The organism is Streptomyces sp. NPDC002206 (genome assembly GCF_053593595.1).
Window position 1 is genome coordinate 15,574 of the sequence record NZ_JBSFCW010000027.1, and the last position, 17,695, is coordinate 33,268.

The 17,695-nt window shown below is 67.6% G+C and carries 17 protein-coding genes and 6 pseudogenes; 9 read left to right on the plus strand and 14 right to left on the minus strand.

Going from position 1 to position 17,695, the window contains the following annotated elements; all coding sequences use genetic code 11:
* Positions 1 to 25 precede the first annotated feature (25 nt).
* Together ACWCP8_RS31820 and ACWCP8_RS31825 are read left to right on the plus strand one after the other, a co-directional pair.
* Positions 26 to 448 carry a MarR family winged helix-turn-helix transcriptional regulator gene (locus ACWCP8_RS31820; RefSeq protein ID WP_046930253.1) on the plus strand — a complete coding sequence of 141 codons (423 nt, stop codon included), beginning with the start codon at positions 26 to 28 and terminating at the stop codon, positions 446 to 448.
* A gap of 169 nt (positions 449 to 617) precedes the next feature.
* Positions 618 to 1,091: pseudogene (locus ACWCP8_RS31825) on the plus strand (IS1380 family transposase); the annotation flags it as partial.
* Between the two features lie 59 nt (positions 1,092 to 1,150).
* Here the strand turns inward: ACWCP8_RS31825 and ACWCP8_RS31830 are convergent.
* The 3 genes from ACWCP8_RS31830 to ACWCP8_RS31840 all read right to left on the minus strand — a co-directional run bounded on the left by ACWCP8_RS31830 (position 1,151) and on the right by ACWCP8_RS31840 (position 2,866).
* A complete protein-coding gene (locus ACWCP8_RS31830; RefSeq protein WP_451119632.1) occupies positions 1,151 to 1,975 on the minus strand; it encodes a glutamate racemase in 825 nt (274 codons plus the stop codon).
* A 210-nt stretch (positions 1,976 to 2,185) separates the two neighbouring features.
* The gene (locus ACWCP8_RS31835; protein WP_352269894.1) at positions 2,186 to 2,599 is read right to left on the minus strand and encodes an arsenate reductase ArsC; all 414 of its coding nucleotides are present in this window, start codon (positions 2,597 to 2,599) and stop codon (positions 2,186 to 2,188) included.
* Between the two features lie 57 nt (positions 2,600 to 2,656).
* Entirely contained in the window at positions 2,657 to 2,866 is a 210-nt protein-coding gene (locus ACWCP8_RS31840; protein WP_451119634.1) for a hypothetical protein, read from the minus strand.
* 51 nt (positions 2,867 to 2,917) lie between these two features.
* Between ACWCP8_RS31840 and ACWCP8_RS31845 the strand changes: the two genes are divergently transcribed.
* The 3 genes and pseudogenes from ACWCP8_RS31845 to ACWCP8_RS31855 all read left to right on the plus strand — a co-directional run.
* Complete coding sequence (locus ACWCP8_RS31845; protein WP_451119636.1) at positions 2,918 to 3,232, plus strand: ArsR/SmtB family transcription factor; 315 nt, start codon at positions 2,918 to 2,920, stop codon at positions 3,230 to 3,232.
* A 38-nt stretch (positions 3,233 to 3,270) separates the two neighbouring features.
* Positions 3,271 to 4,050: an aquaporin gene (locus ACWCP8_RS31850; protein ID WP_382844154.1), complete on the plus strand. Its 780-nt coding sequence runs from the start codon at positions 3,271 to 3,273 to the stop codon at positions 4,048 to 4,050.
* A 19-nt stretch (positions 4,051 to 4,069) separates the two neighbouring features.
* A pseudogene (locus ACWCP8_RS31855) lies at positions 4,070 to 4,293 on the plus strand (pyridine nucleotide-disulfide oxidoreductase); the annotation flags it as partial.
* A gap of 64 nt (positions 4,294 to 4,357) precedes the next feature.
* On the opposite strand, the gene ACWCP8_RS31860 reads toward ACWCP8_RS31855, so the two are convergent.
* Complete coding sequence (locus ACWCP8_RS31860; RefSeq protein ID WP_352269889.1) at positions 4,358 to 4,723, minus strand: nuclear transport factor 2 family protein; 366 nt, start codon at positions 4,721 to 4,723, stop codon at positions 4,358 to 4,360.
* Between the two features lie 172 nt (positions 4,724 to 4,895).
* Positions 4,896 to 4,994, minus strand: a pseudogene (locus ACWCP8_RS31865) (cysteine hydrolase); the annotation flags it as partial.
* Between the two features lie 88 nt (positions 4,995 to 5,082).
* Between ACWCP8_RS31865 and ACWCP8_RS31870 the strand changes: the two are divergent.
* Positions 5,083 to 5,307: pseudogene (locus ACWCP8_RS31870) on the plus strand (hypothetical protein); the annotation flags it as partial.
* Between the two features lie 58 nt (positions 5,308 to 5,365).
* Here the strand turns inward: ACWCP8_RS31870 and ACWCP8_RS31875 are convergent.
* The 3 genes from ACWCP8_RS31875 to ACWCP8_RS31885 all read right to left on the minus strand — a co-directional run bounded on the left by ACWCP8_RS31875 (position 5,366) and on the right by ACWCP8_RS31885 (position 7,647).
* Entirely contained in the window at positions 5,366 to 6,205 is an 840-nt protein-coding gene (locus tag ACWCP8_RS31875) for a DUF5707 domain-containing protein (protein ID WP_451119638.1), read from the minus strand.
* Between the two features lie 398 nt (positions 6,206 to 6,603).
* Positions 6,604 to 6,975 carry a transposase gene (locus ACWCP8_RS31880; RefSeq protein WP_451119640.1) on the minus strand — a complete coding sequence of 124 codons (372 nt, stop codon included), beginning with the start codon at positions 6,973 to 6,975 and terminating at the stop codon, positions 6,604 to 6,606.
* 57 nt (positions 6,976 to 7,032) lie between these two features.
* Positions 7,033 to 7,647, minus strand: a complete 615-nt coding sequence (locus ACWCP8_RS31885) for a DUF4253 domain-containing protein (RefSeq protein ID WP_451119642.1) — start codon at positions 7,645 to 7,647, stop codon at positions 7,033 to 7,035.
* A 542-nt stretch (positions 7,648 to 8,189) separates the two neighbouring features.
* Here ACWCP8_RS31885 and ACWCP8_RS31890 point away from each other — a divergent pair.
* Positions 8,190 to 8,687: an SRPBCC family protein gene (locus ACWCP8_RS31890; RefSeq protein ID WP_356007114.1), complete on the plus strand. Its 498-nt coding sequence runs from the start codon at positions 8,190 to 8,192 to the stop codon at positions 8,685 to 8,687.
* Positions 8,684 to 9,193 carry a DinB family protein gene (locus ACWCP8_RS31895; protein ID WP_352269882.1) on the plus strand — a complete coding sequence of 170 codons (510 nt, stop codon included), beginning with the start codon at positions 8,684 to 8,686 and terminating at the stop codon, positions 9,191 to 9,193. The genes ACWCP8_RS31890 and ACWCP8_RS31895 overlap by 4 nt, the downstream gene beginning before the upstream one ends.
* A gap of 31 nt (positions 9,194 to 9,224) precedes the next feature.
* Here ACWCP8_RS31895 and ACWCP8_RS31900 read toward each other — a convergent pair.
* Positions 9,225 to 9,881 (minus strand): annotated as a pseudogene (locus ACWCP8_RS31900) (transposase); the annotation flags it as partial.
* 410 nt (positions 9,882 to 10,291) lie between these two features.
* Between ACWCP8_RS31900 and ACWCP8_RS31905 the strand changes: the two are divergent.
* Entirely contained in the window at positions 10,292 to 11,287 is a 996-nt protein-coding gene (locus ACWCP8_RS31905; RefSeq protein WP_451119644.1) for an NAD(P)H-dependent flavin oxidoreductase, read from the plus strand.
* Positions 11,288 to 11,320: 33 nt separating this feature from the next.
* On the opposite strand, the pseudogene ACWCP8_RS31910 reads toward ACWCP8_RS31905, so the two are convergent.
* The 5 genes and pseudogenes from ACWCP8_RS31910 to ACWCP8_RS31930 form a co-directional block, all read right to left on the minus strand.
* Positions 11,321 to 11,812, minus strand: a pseudogene (locus ACWCP8_RS31910) (aminoglycoside phosphotransferase family protein); the annotation flags it as partial.
* A gap of 79 nt (positions 11,813 to 11,891) precedes the next feature.
* Positions 11,892 to 12,311 (minus strand): HIT family protein, encoded by a 420-nt coding sequence (locus ACWCP8_RS31915; protein WP_352269879.1) that lies wholly within the window; start codon positions 12,309 to 12,311, stop codon positions 11,892 to 11,894.
* Between the two features lie 103 nt (positions 12,312 to 12,414).
* Positions 12,415 to 13,830: a cellulose binding domain-containing protein gene (locus tag ACWCP8_RS31920; protein WP_451119646.1), complete on the minus strand. Its 1,416-nt coding sequence runs from the start codon at positions 13,828 to 13,830 to the stop codon at positions 12,415 to 12,417.
* Between the two features lie 282 nt (positions 13,831 to 14,112).
* The gene (locus tag ACWCP8_RS31925) at positions 14,113 to 15,543 is read right to left on the minus strand and encodes a glycosyltransferase (protein WP_451119647.1); all 1,431 of its coding nucleotides are present in this window, start codon (positions 15,541 to 15,543) and stop codon (positions 14,113 to 14,115) included.
* A 977-nt stretch (positions 15,544 to 16,520) separates the two neighbouring features.
* The gene (locus tag ACWCP8_RS31930) at positions 16,521 to 17,474 is read right to left on the minus strand and encodes a DUF5996 family protein (RefSeq protein ID WP_356006097.1); all 954 of its coding nucleotides are present in this window, start codon (positions 17,472 to 17,474) and stop codon (positions 16,521 to 16,523) included.
* Between the last annotated feature and the right edge of the window lie 221 nt (positions 17,475 to 17,695).

The following is a 17,695-nucleotide window of genomic DNA, read 5'->3' on the forward strand; positions in this document are numbered from 1 at the left end:
GCTGACCAACGGGGTAAAGTGCCCTATGCCCACCTCGGAAGCCGCCGCCATCGCCGCCGAACTGCGCACTGCGATGGGCAAGCTCACCCGACGCGTCAAACATGAGGACCGCATCCCGCTGGGCCAGGTCGCCGTGCTCGGTGCACTCGACCGCGACGGCGCCATGACCACCAGCGACCTCGCCGCCGATCAGCGCGTACGCCCCCAGTCGATGGCCCGGGCGGTGGGGCTGCTCATGGAACAGAACCTGATCACGCGCCGGGCGCACCCCACGGACGGCCGCAAGTCGCTGGTCGAGCTGTCGGACGCGGGGCGGGCCGCGCTCGAAGCGGAGCGCGGCCGCAGGGTCGGTTGGCTCGCGCAGGCCATCGAGGCCGAACTCACGGATGAGGAGCGGGCGTTGCTGGCACGGAGCGCCGCCCTGCTGGAGCGGCTCGCCACACGCTAGTGCCCCGACAGGCTACGTTCGCCCCGTCGCGACGCCCGGCACGCGCCCCCAAGCTCTCGGCTTCGCTCGAGCAGGGAGATACCCCCTTCGCAGCACCGGTCGAAAGCCCAAGTACGTACAGTACGAGGACTTCCGGCCGGCACGCCGAGAGCACGCACCGCGGTGATACGCGGTCACTGAGCCGGTCCGCCACGCGATCCGGACCCTGCCCGAGCAGGTCTGGCACCCTGACCCGGATCAGAACGGGACACTGCGCGACGGCGCCGAGGTCGCCGAGCTGACCGGCCTGGTCGACCTTGCCGGCTACCCGATCGGCACCCGCATCATCGTGCGCCGAGAGCGTCCGCACCCTGGAGCACAGCTGTCCTTGTTCGATCACGACGAGGGCCTGCGGCACCAGGTATTCCTTACGGATACCCCTTACCCCGGCGGCGGCTTCGCGCAGTTCCTGGAGGTCCGCCACCGCGGACACGCCACCGGCGAGGACCACATCCGGTGCGGCAGGAGCACCGGCTTCGGCCGCTTCCTCTCCCGCCACATCACCATCAACGCCACCTGGCTGGAACTCAGCCTCGCGGCGATCGATCTCCTCGCCTGGGCCCGCGTCCTCCTGCTGGATGGCGAACTCGCCGCTGCCGAACCCTGCCTCGAACGGAGTGGCTGTACGCCTGGCCGAGAAGGTGCAGAGGATCTGGGGCTTGCTCAGATCGCCGGTGCAGCCGTCGGGGAGCGAGTTGCGGCGGAGATGAGAATTTCGCGGGGTACCCGCCCTGCTGCGGCAAGGGCGCGGCCCACTGGGTGGGCGTGGGCGCCTGCCGGGAGGTTTCCGCGGCGACCGCTGAGTACCACGTCGATGGAGCCCATGGTGCTGTGCAACTTCCTGGTTCGGTTCAATCGCCGCAGTGTTTGGCGGGCGACCGCCTCCGCGCTGTCGTACAGGGTGGTTCCGGCGGGCAGGCGCTGCAGAATCTCTGGCGCCACCAAGGGATAGTGCGTGCATCCCAGCACCACGGAGTCGCAATTTTGGGGGGTTCGCTCGGCCGCGTCGGCGATCGCTTCCGTTGCTGCGGCTATGTCGCCGTGGTCGATCGCCTCGGCCAGGCCGGGGCATGCGACACGCGCGACAGGCCGGCCGTTCGCGTAGTCCGCGATCAGGCGATCCTGGTAGTCACTCGACGTGGTCCGGACGGTTGCCCACACGGCGATGCCTTGGCCTGTTGCTGCGGCCGATTTCACGGCGGGCACGGTTCCGATCACGGGTACGTGCGGTTCGAACCTCTCGCGCAGAGCGTCGATCGCGGTGACGGTGGCGGTGTTGCAGGGGACCACGATGGCCTCCGCGCCCCGCTGGACGGCCAGTTGAGCGGCGGTGAACAGACGGTCCGTGACGAAGGAGGCTGTTCTCGATCCCCAGGGGGCGCCGTCGGGGTCCAGAAGCAGAAGCAGATCGAGTTCCGGGGCGAGGTGCCGAAGCCAGCCTGTAGTGGAAAGGAGGCCAAGCCCTGAGTCGATCAATGCCACCGTCATAGGGTCAAGTTACCAGCCAGGTCTTGCCGCCTGGCTGGACTGGTACGGCTCATGGACCACTGCGAAGTTCCCTGAACGAGTAGGCGCGGTGGCCGGTGAAGGCTCCGTTTGTGCCCGCTCCCGCCGAGCGCTTCTCGCGCGCGGCTTGGAGCCGGCGCGGGTGGTGGTCCGTCACGGGCGGCGCGGGGGCGGTCCTCCCCGCGGTGACGCCTACCGCTTGGCGTCGATCTCGGCGATCAGGGCATGGATGCGGGTCTTGATCTCGTCGCGGATCGGACGGACGGACTCGACGCCCTTGCCTGCCGGGTCCTCCAACGCCCAGTCGAGGTACTTCTTGCCGGGGAAGATCGGGCAGGCGTCGCCGCAGCCCATCGTGATCACGTAGTCGGACACCTGCACGGCCTCAGTGGTGAGGATCTTCGGCTTCTGGTCGGAGATGTCGATGCCGAGTTCCTTCATCGCCTCGACCGCGGACGGGTTGACCTGGTCACCCGGGATGGAACCGGCGGAGCGGACCTCGATCCGGTCGCCCGCGAGGTGGTTGAGGAATCCGGCGGCCATCTGCGAGCGCCCGGCGTTGTGGACGCAGACGAAGAGCACGGATGCGAGCGGGCTGGAGGACATCGGTTCTTCCTTCACTGTGTGGATCGGGTGGTTCAGTCGGCAGTGCGGGACGGAGGTTCAGGCGCTCGGCAGGGAGTCGAGCAGATCGGTGATGTGGGTGTCGATCTCGTCGCGGATGCGGCGTATGACGGCGATCGGGGCACCCTCCGGGTCGGCGACGGGCCGGTAGAGGTAGCCACGGCCGGTGGGCTGCTCCGCCCGCGAGGTGTTTCGGGCAGAACGGGGGGTGAAGCCATGACGATCCCCCTCGCTGGGGTGCGGGTCCAAGGGTTCAGGCCGGGCTGGTATCAGCTCGGAGTGATGTGAAAGTATCAGCCCATGATGACGTCAGTCGACACTGACCTGATCCGGGTTCTGGCCGACCCGCTCAGGCTCCGGATCGTGACCCTGCTCGCCCAGGAGACGCTCTGCACCACGCACCTGGTCGAGGAGACGGGTGCCAAGCAGACCAACCTCTCCAACCACCTGAAGGTGCTGCGGGAGGCGGGCGTGGTCGAGACGGAGCCATGCGGCCGGTTCACCTACTACCGGCTCAAGCCTGATGTCATCGCCTCCCTCGCCGGCCAGTTCGCCGACCTCGCAGAAGCCGCGCGCGCCACCGCCGAGAGCAATGTCAAGCGGTCCTGCCCCTGATCCCCGTCGCCCGAGGCGACAGCACCGAGGAGTCCTTGTTGACCGCCACCCACGAGTCCGCCACGGGGTCCCCCATAGTGGCCGAGCCGCAGCCTGCGCCGGGCGCCACCCCGCCCCGTTCCCCGCTGGTCGCCAAGGCCGCCGCCGAACTGTTCGGCACGGCGGCCCTGGTGGCGGTCGTGGTCGGCTCCGGCATCCAGGCCACCGAGCTGACCCACGACGTCGGCCTCCAACTGCTGGCCAACTCCCTGGCCACCGTCTTCGGGCTCGGCGTCCTGATCACCCTGCTCGGCCCCGTCTCCGGCGCGCACTTCAACCCCGCCGTCACGCTGGCCGAGTGGTGGACCGCCCGGCGCGGCGGCGCCGGGGTCACCCTTCGGGAGGCGGTCGTGTACGTCCCCGCGCAGATCGTCGGCGCGATCGCGGGCGCCGTACTGGCCGATGCGATGTTCGGCGAGCCGCTGGTGAAGTGGTCCACGCACGACCGCTCGGCCGGGCACCTGCTGCTGGGCGAAGTCGTCGCCACCGCCGGACTGATCCTGTTGATCTTCGGCCTGGCCCGCATCGACCGCCTGCGCTTTGCCCCCGTGGCCGTCGCCTCGTACATCGGCGCCGCCTACTGGTTCACGTCCTCGACGTCCTTCGCCAATCCGGCGGTGACGATCGGCCGCGCCTTCACCGACACCTTCGCGGGCATCGCACCGAGATCTGTCGCGGGCTTCGTCGGCGTGCAGTTCGTCGGCGCGGTGGTGGGGCTGGCGCTGGTGGCGCTCATCTTCATGCCAGGGCGGGACGCCGCCGAGCAGCCCGCCGCATGACGCGGGGACCCATGCCGTACTGATCGGCGGCGGCCAGTCCGGGCACCCCGCCGGGTACCACGTGCGCCGTCCCGGCCTGGACTTCGTCATCCTCGATGCCGGGTTCACGCCGGCCGGTGCCGGGCAGCAGACGTGGGCTCGCTGCACCTGTTCTCCCTGGCCGCGTTCTCCTCGCTGCCGGGACGGCTCATGCCGGCGAAGGCGGGCGAGGAGGATCCGGACGCGGCGCAGGTGGTGTCGCATCGCCCGGCCGCGCATTCGGCATCCAGCTGACCGCCTCGCCCCCAAGGTCGCGGCCACTGATTGTTCAGCTCGTCAAAGTGCCCTGGTGGAAGTACATGCGCCAGCCCACTTCCGTCAGACGCCACACGGAGCTCCGCCATGCTCGGCGCCCGCTGTGATCGGCGAAGTACGTCAGATGAACGATGCCGGGAGCGAGTACGGCCCCCGACATCTCGCTGACCTTGACCGGAGCTTCAGGGACCACCGAACCGTCACTCGTCACCGTGAGAATCGACGTCGCGTCCCAGCGCCGCCCCGACGCTCCGATCTCGAGGAACTCCGGGTCCAGGAGCTCCGAGACCAGGGATGGCGAAGCACGCACGGCAGGGTCGAGAAGCCGCATCTCCGCCTCAACGGCCGCTTGAACGGCCCGCGCACTCTCGTCTGCCATGCACGGACCCTACGGACGTTCCTCATCACGTCACAGCGAATTAGGTTCGCCCGAAGGACGGGGGCCAGGAATTCCGCCGGAGCGCTGCGGACAGCGAACGACGCCGGGGTGCGTCGATCCTGGTGCTGGGTGGACGCGTCCGGCTCTTCGCAGTCCTGTGGGTAGCGGGGCGTCAGGTGAGGTCGGAGATCCAGGCGTCGATGGTGGTGACGTCGGCCTGGCGGGGGAAGACCTTCTCGGTCAGCACTCGGTGAACCTCGGGGTCGGCGTCGCCATCTGACGGCAACCGCCCAGGTGTCCGAGTCGATGACGGTCACGGCCGAGGTGGTGACGCCAACCGAGGAGTCCCCGGACGCGCATTGCTCGTGATCATCGCCCGGCCGTACACCTGGTGGCGAATCTGCCTCGTCGCCGCGATGGGCGTGGCGCTCCTGCTGGTGCTCGCCGTGCCCTGGCTTCAGGACTTCTTCGCGCTGAAGCTGGTCGGGGTGACGATGCCGTGGGGCGCGGTAGGTATCGCCGTGGTGGCGGCGGCCACCCTGGAGCTCGTGTGGAGGTGGGTCGACCGCCGCTTTCCCGCGTAAATCCGTTAATCCGTTACGGGCCCCGCGTCTACGGGGCTATGGGCTACTTCACGTCGGCTTACTTCACGTCGACGTAGTCACCCGCGGCGCTGACCGGCGCGGTGGACGCGATACCCACGTAGGTGAAGCGGTAATAGCCGTCGGCGGACGCCGTGACCGTGGTCTTGAGCGCGCCGCCCGTGGTCGACTTGATGGCCTTGACGTTGGTGTAGTTGGTGGTGCCCGCCTTGCGGAACTGCAGCACCACCGACTGGCCGCTGAGGCCCACGTACTTGTTCGACTCCCAGTCGGCACGGGTCAGCGCGCCGGTGACCGTGATGGTCTTGCCCTTCACCACCGGCTCCGGGGACGCGTTGACCGTCAGCTTCGACATGCGCTGCAGGCTGAAGCCCTTGGCGTTGTCCTTCTGGACGTAGTCAGCGTCCGTGCCCTGAGCGATTGCCCAGACCTTCCAGCCGCCGGCCAGCTTGTTCAGCAGGTCGTAGTTGGCGTCGACAGTGAAGGTGTGCTTGCAGGTGGAGGTCGTGTCGTTGACCTTGGTGCAGACGGCCTCGTCCTCGTTGGGCACCACGCCGCCGTCGAGGTTGTCGAAGGTCGAACCGTGCCACAGCACCGCGGTCGCCCACTCGATGCCCGAGTCGTCCGTGGCGGTGAAGCTGACCGTGAAGGTCTTCTTCGTGGTCGCACCCATGACGACGGCCTTGCCGCCGTTTACGACCACGTTCGAGATCGTGGTGTCTCCGCTGACGTCGTCGGCCGGGTCGACCGCCGCGTTGGTCTCGACGTTCTGCGTGAACGAGGAGACGGTGTTGCTGTCATCCGCCTGCGCCGCCGGGACGGCGAGGGCGGAGAGGGCCAGAGCGCCTGTCACTGCTGCGACAGAGGCACGAATGCGCATGTGTTTCCCCACGTCTGAAAAAGGGGCGCACGGGACAGCTCTGTTGCATGCTTCCGCGGCGCCCGATCCAGTCAGTCTCTGGAGTCTGCTGACTCCACTGATCAGACGTGGGGCACCAGTGAATGGTTGTGCGACTCCGTGAAATTTTTTCGAGTACGCGTTTATGCGGGCTATTACGGAGTCCGTTACCCATAGCCATTAACCGACTATGGGTAACGAATCTGGAATTACGGATTACGGGTTACGGAATACTGCACGTCGAATTGATGAACGTCGAGTTAGGAACGCGCAGGAGGACCATCACGTGCGCGAAGGCGGGCGCGTCGCCGGCCTGTCCTGCGGTGAGGTGGAAGGCCAGGACCGGCAGTGGGTATCGGATGCGAGATGGATCTTCGTGGTCAGGCCGCCGCGGGACCGGCTGATGGCATGCTCGTCCGGCTCGCCAGTCGGGGCCCCTTTTTTCGGGCCCCGGCCGCGTGCTGGTGTGCGCGCACGATGGTGGAGTCCACCGAGACGGCCCAGTTGAGGTCCTTTTCGGCGTCGGCCTGCGCGATGAGCGCAGTGAACATCCGCTCCCAAGTGCCGTCGATGGCCCACATCCGCAGCCGGTTGTAGACGCCCCGCCAGTTGCCGTACTTCTCCGGCAAGTGGACCCACTGTGATCCGGTCTGGAACTTCCAGGCGATCGCGTCGATTACTTCACGGTGGTCTCTCCATCGGCCCCACACCTCGGCGTCCGGACCGGGAGTAACGGCTCGATCCGCGCCCACTGCGCATCAGTCAACGGCACATCCGACCCAACGAGGGAGGCAGCCCGGCCGTCATCTCTAGTCCCACCAGAACGACCAGGAAGTCCGCCCCACGAGGTCCGTCGCGTACTCGGGGAACGGCGTGGGCGGGTCATCGACGATGTTGTCCGCGGCCGACAGCACATGCTCCAAAGCGAGCCGGCTCGCGTGCTCTGCTTCAACGAGAGGTCTCGCGACCGAGACGTGCAGCTCGCTGCCGAACGCCGCCACGACCTGGGCACCGAAGCGGTCCTCCCAGCTCCGCAGGAGTGCACACAGCAGAGGGAGTGGCGCCCCAGCGGACCAGCCGATCAACGCCAGAGCATCGCTGCTGCGATGGGCAGGGACGAGAACGAGGCAGCACTCGTCCAGCCCGAACCCGCACGTCTCGATGAGCCCGGCAAGCAGGCTTGACGCAGCCTCTTCGGGCGTCGGGCCCGCGGACGTAACCGGCATCGCCGGTGTCAGGCCCGGCCACTGTTCGAAGGGCGGCCCGGGGTCGTGTGGCCATGGCTCGATTCCCTCAGGTACCGGGGCTGGCGTCGGGTCCGTCCAGAACGGCAGCCTCCTGCGGCGGTACTCGACGAAGTCCGCCGCCAGCACCTCCTCCAGGCGGACGGCGTCGGCGTGGTCCGGGCTGAGTGGTCTTCCCATGGCGGCGGGCCAGCACAGGAGCGGAACCAGGCCGCGTGCTCGTTGCTCGCTCAGCAGGCGGGGCCACAGCCTTTCGATGTCTTGAGGGAATGCGTCAGAGACCCACACGGGTACGGGATCACGAGACAGGAACCGTCCGGGAGGCAGACCATCGGGCAGGATAAACATGTTCGCGCCGTAGACCGCGGGACCGACAGCGCAGCCACCTATGGCTCCAAACGACGCCTCCGCTCTCAGTGATCCAAACGAAACTGCCTAGGTTCACCGGGTCGGCGGGTGCCGGACGACGTGGCGCCAATCGCGCGGGGACACGCTGACCAGCGTGCGGCAGCCGACGGCGGAGGGGGCCGCACGCTGGCGTGAGCACTGTTCGGAGGAGATTGCTGCGCACCCGAGGGCATGTGGTGTCGGCGAGAGAACTGGTTCGGTGGGAGCGTGCGTAGAGCGGGGCACGTACGTGCTCGGCCAGGCGTTGTCGTACCCCCGGTGTAGCGTCCGGGCCGTAGTCAGGCTCATGCTCTGCGGTTGACGGAGGCGCGCGGATGACGAGTACGACAGGCGAGGCCGTGGTGGCGGTGTCCCGGCGCATCAAGGCCCCGGCGGGGGACATCTTTTGGATCCTGGCCGACCCTGGACGGCACCCGGACCTCGACGGCTCGGGGATGCTGCGAGGCTGCGCCCGCGACGCCGTGGTCTCGGGCGTCGGGGACGTCTTCGTGATGCGGATGCACTATGAGCGCTACGGCGACTACGAGATGAACAACCACGTCGTCGAGTACCAACCGGGCTGCCGGATCGGCTGGGAGCCGAGGCCCGGTCGCGGGCACCCGGACGCCACCGCGCCCGGGGCCGCATGGGGCCACCGGTGGATCTTCGACCTGCTCCCGGACGGGGCCGGGGCGACGGTCGTGACCGAGATCTTCGACGGCTCGCGCATGCCGGAGGACAAACGCGCGGAAGTGGACAGCGGGCGCGCCTGGTGGCAGACGCAGATGGCGAGCACTCTGGAACGCCTCGCCGAACTGTGCACCGCCCGGTGAACGCCGAACTCGGCGTCCTCAAGGGCGCCCTGGACCGCCAGCGCGAGCACGTCCTCGGGATCCTCGAAGAGCTCTCGGAGGAGGATCTGCGGCGGCCGGTGTTGCCCAGCGGCTGGAGCTGTCTGGCATTGCTGCGCCACCTCACCCTGGATGTCGAACGCTTCTGGTTCCTCGGGGTGATCGCAGGCGAGCCGGATGTGGCCGGACAGCTCACGGCGGGCGCGGAGGCGCACTGGTACGTACCCGAAGGGATGAGCGCCGAGGAGGTCTTCGCTGACTACCGGGCGGCCATCGCGCGCGCGGACGCCGTACTTGCCGCCGCCGCGCCCGAACAGAAGCCCACAGCCTGGCCCGTGGAGATCTGGCCGACCTGGCGGCTGCCTGACGTGCGGCACATCCTGATCCACGTGCTTACCGAAGTCGCCTGCCACAGCGGCCACTTGGACGCAGTCCGCGAACTGATCGACGGCACCACCTGGCTCGGGGGCAACCCCTACGCCGGCTGATTCTGCGACCGGATGAGGTTCGCCGGGTTCTTCAGGCCACGGTGGCGAGGGGGCCTCCGCCCCAGCGGATGTCCTTCTCGATGCGGATGCGGGCGCGTTCGCAGCGCTGGGCGGCGAGGACGTCGGGGTGGCGGGCGTTGGCATTGCGCCAGGGCAGGTAGGCGTGCAGGGCGCGGGTCTGCGCGGTGTGATTGCGGTGGTTGGAGTTGGCGGTGGTGAACTGCCGCAACGGCCCGAAGTGCGCCTCGATCGGGTTGGCCCAGGACGCGTAGGTCGGAGTGAAGCACAGCTCCATCCGGTTCTTCTTCGCCCAGCACCTGATGGTCTCGCCCTTATGGGCGGACAGATTGTCCAGGATTACGTAGATCGGGGCGCCGTCCGGGCGGGCCGCGCGGATCGACCTCAGCGCCGCCAGGGTGTTCGCAGCGCCCTTCTTCCTGCGGTTGACGCCCCATAGGGTGTCGTCACCGACCGAATAGCAGCCGTGGAAGTAGCGCACCCCGTGGGTGCGGTGGTAGGTCGCGGGATGCCGCTCGGGCCGGCCCTGCTCGGCCCAGCACGACCCGGCGGCGGGCCGGATCCCGAGCGGCCCGAACTCGTCGAACGCGAACACCCGGTCCGGGAAGCGCTCCAGCACCTCCTCGATCCGGTCCAGCTTGGCGTCGCGCTCCGGGTCTGGCGACTCTTCCCCCTCGAACACGAGACGGACGCGACCCGGAGAGCCATCCTCGCCGCGATGAACCGCCTGTTCGCCGGTACACCCCGCCGGTCCACCGGCCGTCTCAACGTCTCCCAACGCCATCGAGGCCGGCGTCAAACGCTGGAGTCTGACCCATCAGCACACCGACCTCAAGGACCTCTTCCAACAACACGTGGCCAAGGACGAGGCGAACAGAGTGACACAGGCCCGATCGGCGGACGCCTACGAGGAGCTGAAGACGAAGCACACCGACCTGCAGGCCCACTGCCGGTTCCTGGAGGAGCGGCTCAAGACCTACGTGGCAGCACACACGGTGAGCGCTTCGGAGGCTGGAGTGCTGGTGGCCGGTTCGCCTCGGCCCATGTCTTGTCCGTTGGAAGATGAGCCACGATGGGGCCATGGCGTTGTCGACGGAGTTGACGGAGTTGTTGGGCGTGCGGCACCCGATCGTGCTGGCACCGATGGGCGGTTCGGCCGGGGGCGCGCTGGCCGCGGCCGTCTCCCGATCGGGCGGCCTCGGGCTGCTGGGCGGTGGGTACGGAGAGCGGACGTGGCTGGAGCGCGAGCTGGCGATCGTCGCGGAGGGCACCGACGAACCGTGGGGTGTCGGTTTTCTGACCTGGGCGATCAACACTGACGCGGTGGAGCAGGCGCTGGAGTTCAATCCTGCGGCGGTGATGTTGTCCTTCGGTGACCCGAGCCCGTTCGTCGATCGGATCCGCCGGTCGGACGCGGTTCTGATCATTCAGGTCACAGATCTGGACGAGGCCAGGCGGGCTGTGGACGTGGGTGCCGATGTCATTGTGGCGCAGGGGACCGAGAGCGGCGGGCACGGTGCCCGGTGCGGGCGGTCCACGTTGCCGTTCGTGCCGCTCGTGGTGGATCTCGCGGCACCGGTGCCGGTGCTGGCAGCCGGCGGGATCGCCGATGGCCGCGGCGTGGCCGCGGCGCTGGCACTGGGCGCTGCCGGAGCGCTCATAGGCACCCGCTTCCAGGCCACCACCGAAGCCCTGGTCGACCCCTCGACAGCCAAGGCGATTGTTGAAGGGCGCGGACAGGACACCGAGCGCAACGGCGTCCTGGACATTGCCCGCGGCGCGCGCTGGCCGACGGAGAAGTACACCGCCCGAACTCTCAGCCATCCCTATCTCGACCGCTGGCGCGGCCGAGAGGCCGAGCTGGCCGGCGACTCCCAGGCCCGTCAGGAGTACCAGGACGACATGGCACGAGGGGCGATTCCGCCCCTGCCGGTCTGGGCCGGCGAGGCCGTCGACCTCATCACCGATCTGCCTTCCGCAGCCGACCTTGTCACCATCCTGGCTGCCCAGGCGGAGGATGCACTGACCTGGGCCGGAAGGCGTCGACCGAACAACCCGCCACGAGCCCACGGCTAATGCTGTGGAGCGGACGCCGCCGTAGCGACCCGTGTGCGCCAGCTCCCCGGCATCCTTGCGCAGCTGCGCCTCCCAGGCGTCGGCCTGCTCACCCAGCCGGGGCAGGCCGGGCGGCGCGGGGATGGCCAGCCGGCGGCTGATCCGCCCTGTGACCGTCACCGCCTCATCGCCGTCGTGAACCTCTGCAAGGGTCGACGCCCGGATCCGCTCCAGCAGCATCGCGAACCGCTCGTCGTCGCGCTCGTGCAGCAGCACAGCTCCGCGCCCGCCCCACGCCGAAAATGCGTCCGGTTCGTGCACGTTGCCGGGGTGCGGAAACGACACCTTCAGGACGGTGGTCCCCTCAGCCCGCCGTCGCACCGGGACGATGACCCCGACACCCCCGTGCATCACCTCGCCGTCCGGCACGCACCCCGAGCGCTCCAGCAGCTCCTCTATGATCCCGGACAGTTCGGCGAGCCACGCCGCCCCGCGCTCTCCTTCACGCTCGACGGTGCTCCGCGCAAACACCTCTGGTATCCCGATCCTTCAGGCACCCTACGCGTCGGCCCCGAGCACCCGACCCTGTCGAAACTCGGGGTCTGTCACCACTTCTGTGGAGTCGTCAGGCTCTGTGACTGGCTGCCGTGGCGTTGGCGAGCTGGATGACGGGATCGCCGGCAATCCGGCGTTGGGACTGCTCCGTCGGCCAGGTTGAGAACCCGTCATCAGCCCATCGGGGAACCACATGGAAGTGCAAATGGGGGACCGACTGCTCTGAGCCGGGGCCGCTTGCACTGAGGATGTTCACGCCTCCAGCCTTCAACGCAGTCCGCATCGTCCCAGAAAGGCGCTGGACCAGCGCCATGGTCTCGGCCAGTACCTCCGGCGGCGTACCGAAGATGTCCGCGTAGTGGGATGTCGGAATCACCAGGGCATGTCCCGGCGCGAGTGGATCAAGCGGAGCGAAAGCAGATACCGTGGGCCCGCGGAATATCCAACGAGCCGTGTTTTCGCTGATCAAGCAGCAGAACACACAGGTCATACGGCCTGACGTTGCCAGAACCGGGCGGCGCTAACCAGCCAATTTCTTCGCCCGGACGGCACCGGACTTCGGAGTAACCCGACAGTCGCGCAATGCCACAGGCTCAGTGCTTGGGGACGGTGTTGACGTAATGGGTGCCGCTGTCGTAGAGGCCGTTCACAGCCTTCTGCACATCCGCCAGGGACTGGGCCTTGTCGGCGTTGTAGTAGAACCAGTTGACTCGCATGTCCCAGGCGCGCGGACCCGTGAAGGGGAGGTCCACGAACCAGGTGTTGAAGTTGATGGACATGTTCTGGCGTGGGAAGTATCTGCCGCTGCTGCTGAACAGCTTGTGGCCGTCCACCGAGTAGGTGGCCACGCCGTGCACGGCCGTGATCATCATGGTGTGCCAGCCCTGAAGGCTGGAGACCATTTTGTGTGTGACCCGGTCCCCGGTGTCGGCGCTGTACCAGCTCGTGGTGTCGAGTTTGGGACCTGGCGCGCCCCAGCCCCCGTTCGGCATGTACTCGTTGTCGAGTTCGCTGTAGCGAGAGTTGTTGGGCGAGATCGTGTAGAAGGACTCGTTGACGTGGTCGCCGTTGCGACCACTCGTGGGTTTGTCGTTGAAGTAGATCCGGGCGGCGTAGGTCCCCGTCAGGAAGTCGGTGCCGCTGCTCTGCACCTCGGCCTGCTTGGTGCTCGCCCTTGTCCCGTCGGTGCTGGCCCGCAGTTGCAGGACCTGGCCGCCCGCAGCGGTTTTCTCGGCCGGGAAACTGACGCCGGCGGCCGACCATGTGTCGTGGATCCCCGGACCGCCCGGACTGGTACGGACCAGCCAGCCGTGCGCGTGGAGCGCAGGATCGCCGGCGCCGCTGTAGTGGAAGTCGTCGAACACGATCCCGCGCGGGTGGGCAGGCCTCGGGCGGGGGACGGACGAGCCCGGTGCGGACGCAGCAGCATGGCCGGTGGAGCCGGTGGAGCCGGTGGAGCCGGTAGGGCCGGTGGGCTCGTCGCCCCAGACATGCGCACCGCGCAGGTATGCGGTCACCAGCCTCGACGTCTGAAAGGTGGTGTCAGCGGCATTGAATGAACGGTCGTTCAGCTGGTCCAGCTTCCTGCCGTCGGGGCGGTACAGCTGCAGTCCGATGGCTCCGCTCTTGGCGCCGGGTGCCAGGCTGCCGGCGCCCGTCGTGAAGCTGATCTGGAGGTAGCGGTCGGCGGTGGTGGTGGGATCGGCCGGCGCGACGGTCTCCCCGGCGATGTTCGAGCAGCCGACAGCGGCCTGGACGCAGTTGAACGCGTACGAGGAAGCCCCGTCTCCGGTGAAGTAGTAGCGAATCACCACGTCCGACAGGAGCACCCTCTTTTTGGAGGTGTTGACAACTTCCAGCCATGGCTGGGCCACCGCAGCCGTGGCAGGACTGCCGGCCTTGTACCGGACGGTGAGCTGCGGGGGCGGTTGATGCGCGGTACGCCACTCGGGATAGAGCGCGAGGCCACCGGTGGCCACCGCGAGCACCAGGAGCAGCGTCTTGAACACGGTCCACGCACGACGTCGAGGCCTGCGGTCGTCAGGACGGACAGGGCGGACGGTAGGGCGGGCAGTGCCCACAGAAGCTCCCAGTGCAGGTGGAGGGGCGGTACCGGGACCGGTGCGGGTGACGGTGGGGGAGGCCGACGCCGTCCTCCGTGAGCGCCCGACTGAACGCTCAGGAAGGGAGGCGGCGGCACTCTCCGTCGCACCGCCGCGGCGAGTCGCCGGCTGCGAGGGTTCCCGCATGTGCCGACCTTCGGACGGCCCCGACGCCGAACCGAGCGGCGCCTACTGGACGACCTGCGTCTGGGGGGCAGGAAAATCGAAGGCCGGCCGTGCGACCCCGTCGTCCGGGCTGTACGCGGGCCCGCTCCGTGAGTTCGCGGTGCTGTCCCAAGCCTGGTGGGGGATTGGGAGGGGCGCGGTCGGAGCGCTGCCGCGGCCCTCGGGAGCTTCGATGTCCACGCCGACCTCGATCTTGGTGCGGGTGCCCCATTTGGTGCGGCGCAGGGTCGCCAGGGACCACAGGCGCAACGGCAGCAGCAGCCCGATGTTGAGCAGCGCGTACAGCGGAGCGGCGAGGAACGTCAGTACCCGGTCGACGATCCCGACCATGGCGGCGCCGCGCAGGTAGTGGATGGAGCGCACCCACGACATGACACACATGTAGCCGACGTAGCTGGCGAGCAGGGCCCAACCTGTCGGATGCAGCGCGATGGCCACGAGGGCGGTGAGCATGGCCGCGGTGAAGGCGACCCAGGTGACGAGCTCGATCAGATTGAGCCACCAGTACATACGGCTCAGCCGGAACTTGGCGAAGAGCAGGAATCCTTCGCGGATGAAGGACTTGCCCCAGCGGATCTGCTGGCGGATGTAGTGCCCGAGACGTTCCGGGACGTCGGTGTAGCCGACAGCGCACGGCTGGATGAGGGACTTGCCCTCGGTGAGGCAGTAGTACGTGAGGCGCCGGTCGTCACCGAAGGTCGCGGGGCGCCCGAGGAACCGCTGGTCGAGGAAGTCGTCGAGATTCTTGCGGATGACCCACCCCCGGTACATCGCGAGGGAGCCGCAGGCACACAGGACGGAACCGAGACGGGAGTAGGCGACCCGTTCGCCAAGGAAGGCGTTGACGTACCGCATGTCGATAAGGCGCGTGAGGAGGTTGGTGTCGCGGTTGTGGGCGAGGACCAACCCGGTGACGCAGTGGACACGACGCTCTCCGAAGGGTTCGGCGAGTTCGGCGACGGCGTGCTCGTCGAGCACCGTGTCGGAGTCGATGCACAGATACGCGTCCGCGAGCGGGTCCTGCCGGAAGCCTGCGGCGAGTCCGTGGCGCTTGCCGCGGTTGTCGGGGAACCGGATGAAGCCGAGACGGATTCCGGCCCGGTCGAACTGCGGGCGCATCTCCCCGATGAGGGCAGCGGCCGACTGGTCGGCGGAGCAGTCGTCGATGACCGTCAAAGACTGGGGCGGAAGGGTCTGCGCGAGGATTGATTCCAGGCAGCGCCTCAGCATCGCGGGGGATTCGTTGTACACCGTGACGACCCCGTGAATGGCAAGCTGATGGGTCGTTTTCCTGAACGTGAGCCCGGGACTGCGGCGGCGGCGGATTGACAGGAGCAACTTGATACCAAGGAGAGAGCCGACGGCCACCCCGTACCAGTGCAATTGGCGCCAGGACGAGTAGATCTCGTCCCATACGTGTATGAGGGTATGCATGACGAGTGAGGACTCCCTGACATCGTCGATTTGCTCGTACCTGGATAAGTATTGAACGCATGTGTGACAAATGAAGACATTTTGTCTGAGACATACGACACACGATGCCTCCGCGGCGCCGGCGAGCAGGCTTGGGATCGCCGCAGTCCCGGGCGTGGGACGGTTATTAAAGCCCCCTGGGGGGCGGATTTTCGTTGTGAATGTATAAGGCTTGTCAGCTTGAGCTCCGCGAGCTTTCGTCCCCTGCATCTGAGGGCGGAGTTCCGCGTTCGCCGATGTGCGATCGTCTGTTTTGAGCGTCGACATCGATCGCGACAGGCGTGGGGAATCGCGTGCACCTGGCCCGGCCTCGCCAGGCGCAGCGGCGCCCTCGTAGAAGGGGGCCTGGCCGGCCGCCCTCGGCGGTTGCCGGGGCGCCGGACCGTGCGCTGCTCGCGTCCCAGATGTCGGACAGGGTGGAGCTGGACCAGGCTCGGGTGTCGTACTGGGGCCGATTGACGGGGCGGCTGCCGGACGGGGGCTGGGTTTCCCGGGTGCGCAGCAGGGAGTCGTAGATGGTGTAGCTGGTTGTAAGCCCGAGGCTGTCGCAGGTGATCTTTGCGATGGGGTCGGTGACTTTGGTGGCAAACCAGAAGCCCCGCCAGCGCGTAACTGGCGGGGCTTCATTTTTCTGACGCTATCGACACTCCTTATGGGAGATATCCCACGTCGACACTTCATGTGATCTAACGGTTACCCGCACCGCAGGGAACCCCGGAAGGTCGCCCGGGACCTCACCTGTGGAATGGCGCCCCGAAGGCGAGGCCAACCCCCACCGGCAATGCTTTCTGCCGGCGAATCGGGTACATCCCGGTTACCGACTTCACCGGGTACAACTTCTTCCTGGTCCGGCGCCGTGACGAAGATGTTGGCCCGTTGCCGCGTGTGCGGGCCATGAACGATGGCGTGAAGTTCCGAGTCAGGAATCTCGACCTGAGTCAGCCGTGCTGGTGCTGGACGAGCGCGGGCGCTGTCCTGCTCATGTACCAACCCTCGACGCGGGGTCCGACGAGGTCGGACGGCCAGCCTGCCGTCTCGACGGCGGCATCGTAGACGGCGTCACCGAACGCCACAATGGCCCGGTGCGGGTCCGCTGTCTCCCTGAGCTTGGCCCACGGCAGACGAACCAGACCAGCGTCGGGGTGCCAGGCGGCGCCCTCAACACCCCAGGACCGGCCCCCGAGACCATCCGGTTGGGGCCAGATGTACGCGTACATGCCGACGTTCGGTGCCTTGGCATCACCGAAGGAGAATCCCACCGACACGTACGCGTCGAGCTGGGCGTTCTGCATGAACGGCGGCCCGTGGGGCGGCGGCACGGTGGGCTTTGCTCGGTAACGCGTGGCGGACAGGTCGAAGCCGCCCCACATCACACCGACCCGGGGGCGGTGTCCCAGGAAGGGGGCCTGCCACGCCTCGAGCCCGTCAGCGGTGAGGTTCAACGCTGTCCAGATCAGCCGGGCCGCGTGGCCATCCCAGGTGCGTTCGACGTGATCGTCCTCGAAGCGCGGTGGGGCATCCGGAATCTCGCAGATCAACGAGCTGCGCGGTCGATGTATGCCGAGCTCGTCTGCCGCATCGCAGAAGGAGGCATAGAACATGGCGACTGATCCCTTGGACAATGGCACTGTCCGCGAGCCATTGTCGGCCTCGATGACCACGTCACCGTCGAGCAGGTTGTAGTGCACCGTGAAGGTCACGCCTCGCTGCCGAAGGGTTGGCGTACTGAGCCCCCGGGGGGTGACATCTAGGACGATGTTTCCCCAGCCGACTTCGAAGGGCTCGTCGAGGGTGTACTTGCCTGCGACCTGTACCACCCGGTTCACGTAGTCAACCATGGGCGCCAGGTCCTCATAGACCAGCGTCGGCCACGCATTGAGACGTTCGCTCACAGAGAGCCTCCCAGCGTGTCGATGGCATCAGCGGGAGGGGGCGTCGAGTGATGCGCCTCTTCCCCAATGCAGCGACGGGCGGGCTCGGACATCGAACTGCGATTCAGTACCTAATTCTCACACGCAGGTCAGGGTCCTGCCCACTCGGTGGCGCCGGGCGTCCGACGTGCTGGGCCAGCAGCCAGGATGCGGTGAGTGACTGAAAATCCCGCCTTCTTCGC

What these genes read in the sequence shown, in the direction of transcription:
- ACWCP8_RS31820 (WP_046930253.1), top strand. Translation starts at nt 26, where the DNA reads ATGCCCACCTCGGAAGCCGCCGCCATCGCCGCCGAACTGCGCACTGCG.
- ACWCP8_RS31830 (WP_451119632.1), bottom strand. Translation starts at nt 1,975, where the DNA reads ATGACGGTGGCATTGATCGACTCAGGGCTTGGCCTCCTTTCCACTACA.
- ACWCP8_RS31835 (WP_352269894.1), bottom strand. Translation starts at nt 2,599, where the DNA reads ATGTCCTCCAGCCCGCTCGCATCCGTGCTCTTCGTCTGCGTCCACAAC.
- ACWCP8_RS31845 (WP_451119636.1), top strand. Translation starts at nt 2,918, where the DNA reads ATGATGACGTCAGTCGACACTGACCTGATCCGGGTTCTGGCCGACCCG.
- ACWCP8_RS31860 (WP_352269889.1), bottom strand. Translation starts at nt 4,723, where the DNA reads ATGGCAGACGAGAGTGCGCGGGCCGTTCAAGCGGCCGTTGAGGCGGAG.
- ACWCP8_RS31875 (WP_451119638.1), bottom strand. Translation starts at nt 6,205, where the DNA reads ATGCGCATTCGTGCCTCTGTCGCAGCAGTGACAGGCGCTCTGGCCCTC.
- ACWCP8_RS31885 (WP_451119642.1), bottom strand. Translation starts at nt 7,647, where the DNA reads ATGGGAAGACCACTCAGCCCGGACCACGCCGACGCCGTCCGCCTGGAG.
- ACWCP8_RS31890 (WP_356007114.1), top strand. Translation starts at nt 8,190, where the DNA reads ATGACGAGTACGACAGGCGAGGCCGTGGTGGCGGTGTCCCGGCGCATC.
- ACWCP8_RS31905 (WP_451119644.1), top strand. Translation starts at nt 10,292, where the DNA reads ATGGCGTTGTCGACGGAGTTGACGGAGTTGTTGGGCGTGCGGCACCCG.
- ACWCP8_RS31915 (WP_352269879.1), bottom strand. Translation starts at nt 12,311, where the DNA reads ATGACCTGTGTGTTCTGCTGCTTGATCAGCGAAAACACGGCTCGTTGG.
- ACWCP8_RS31925 (WP_451119647.1), bottom strand. Translation starts at nt 15,543, where the DNA reads ATGCATACCCTCATACACGTATGGGACGAGATCTACTCGTCCTGGCGC.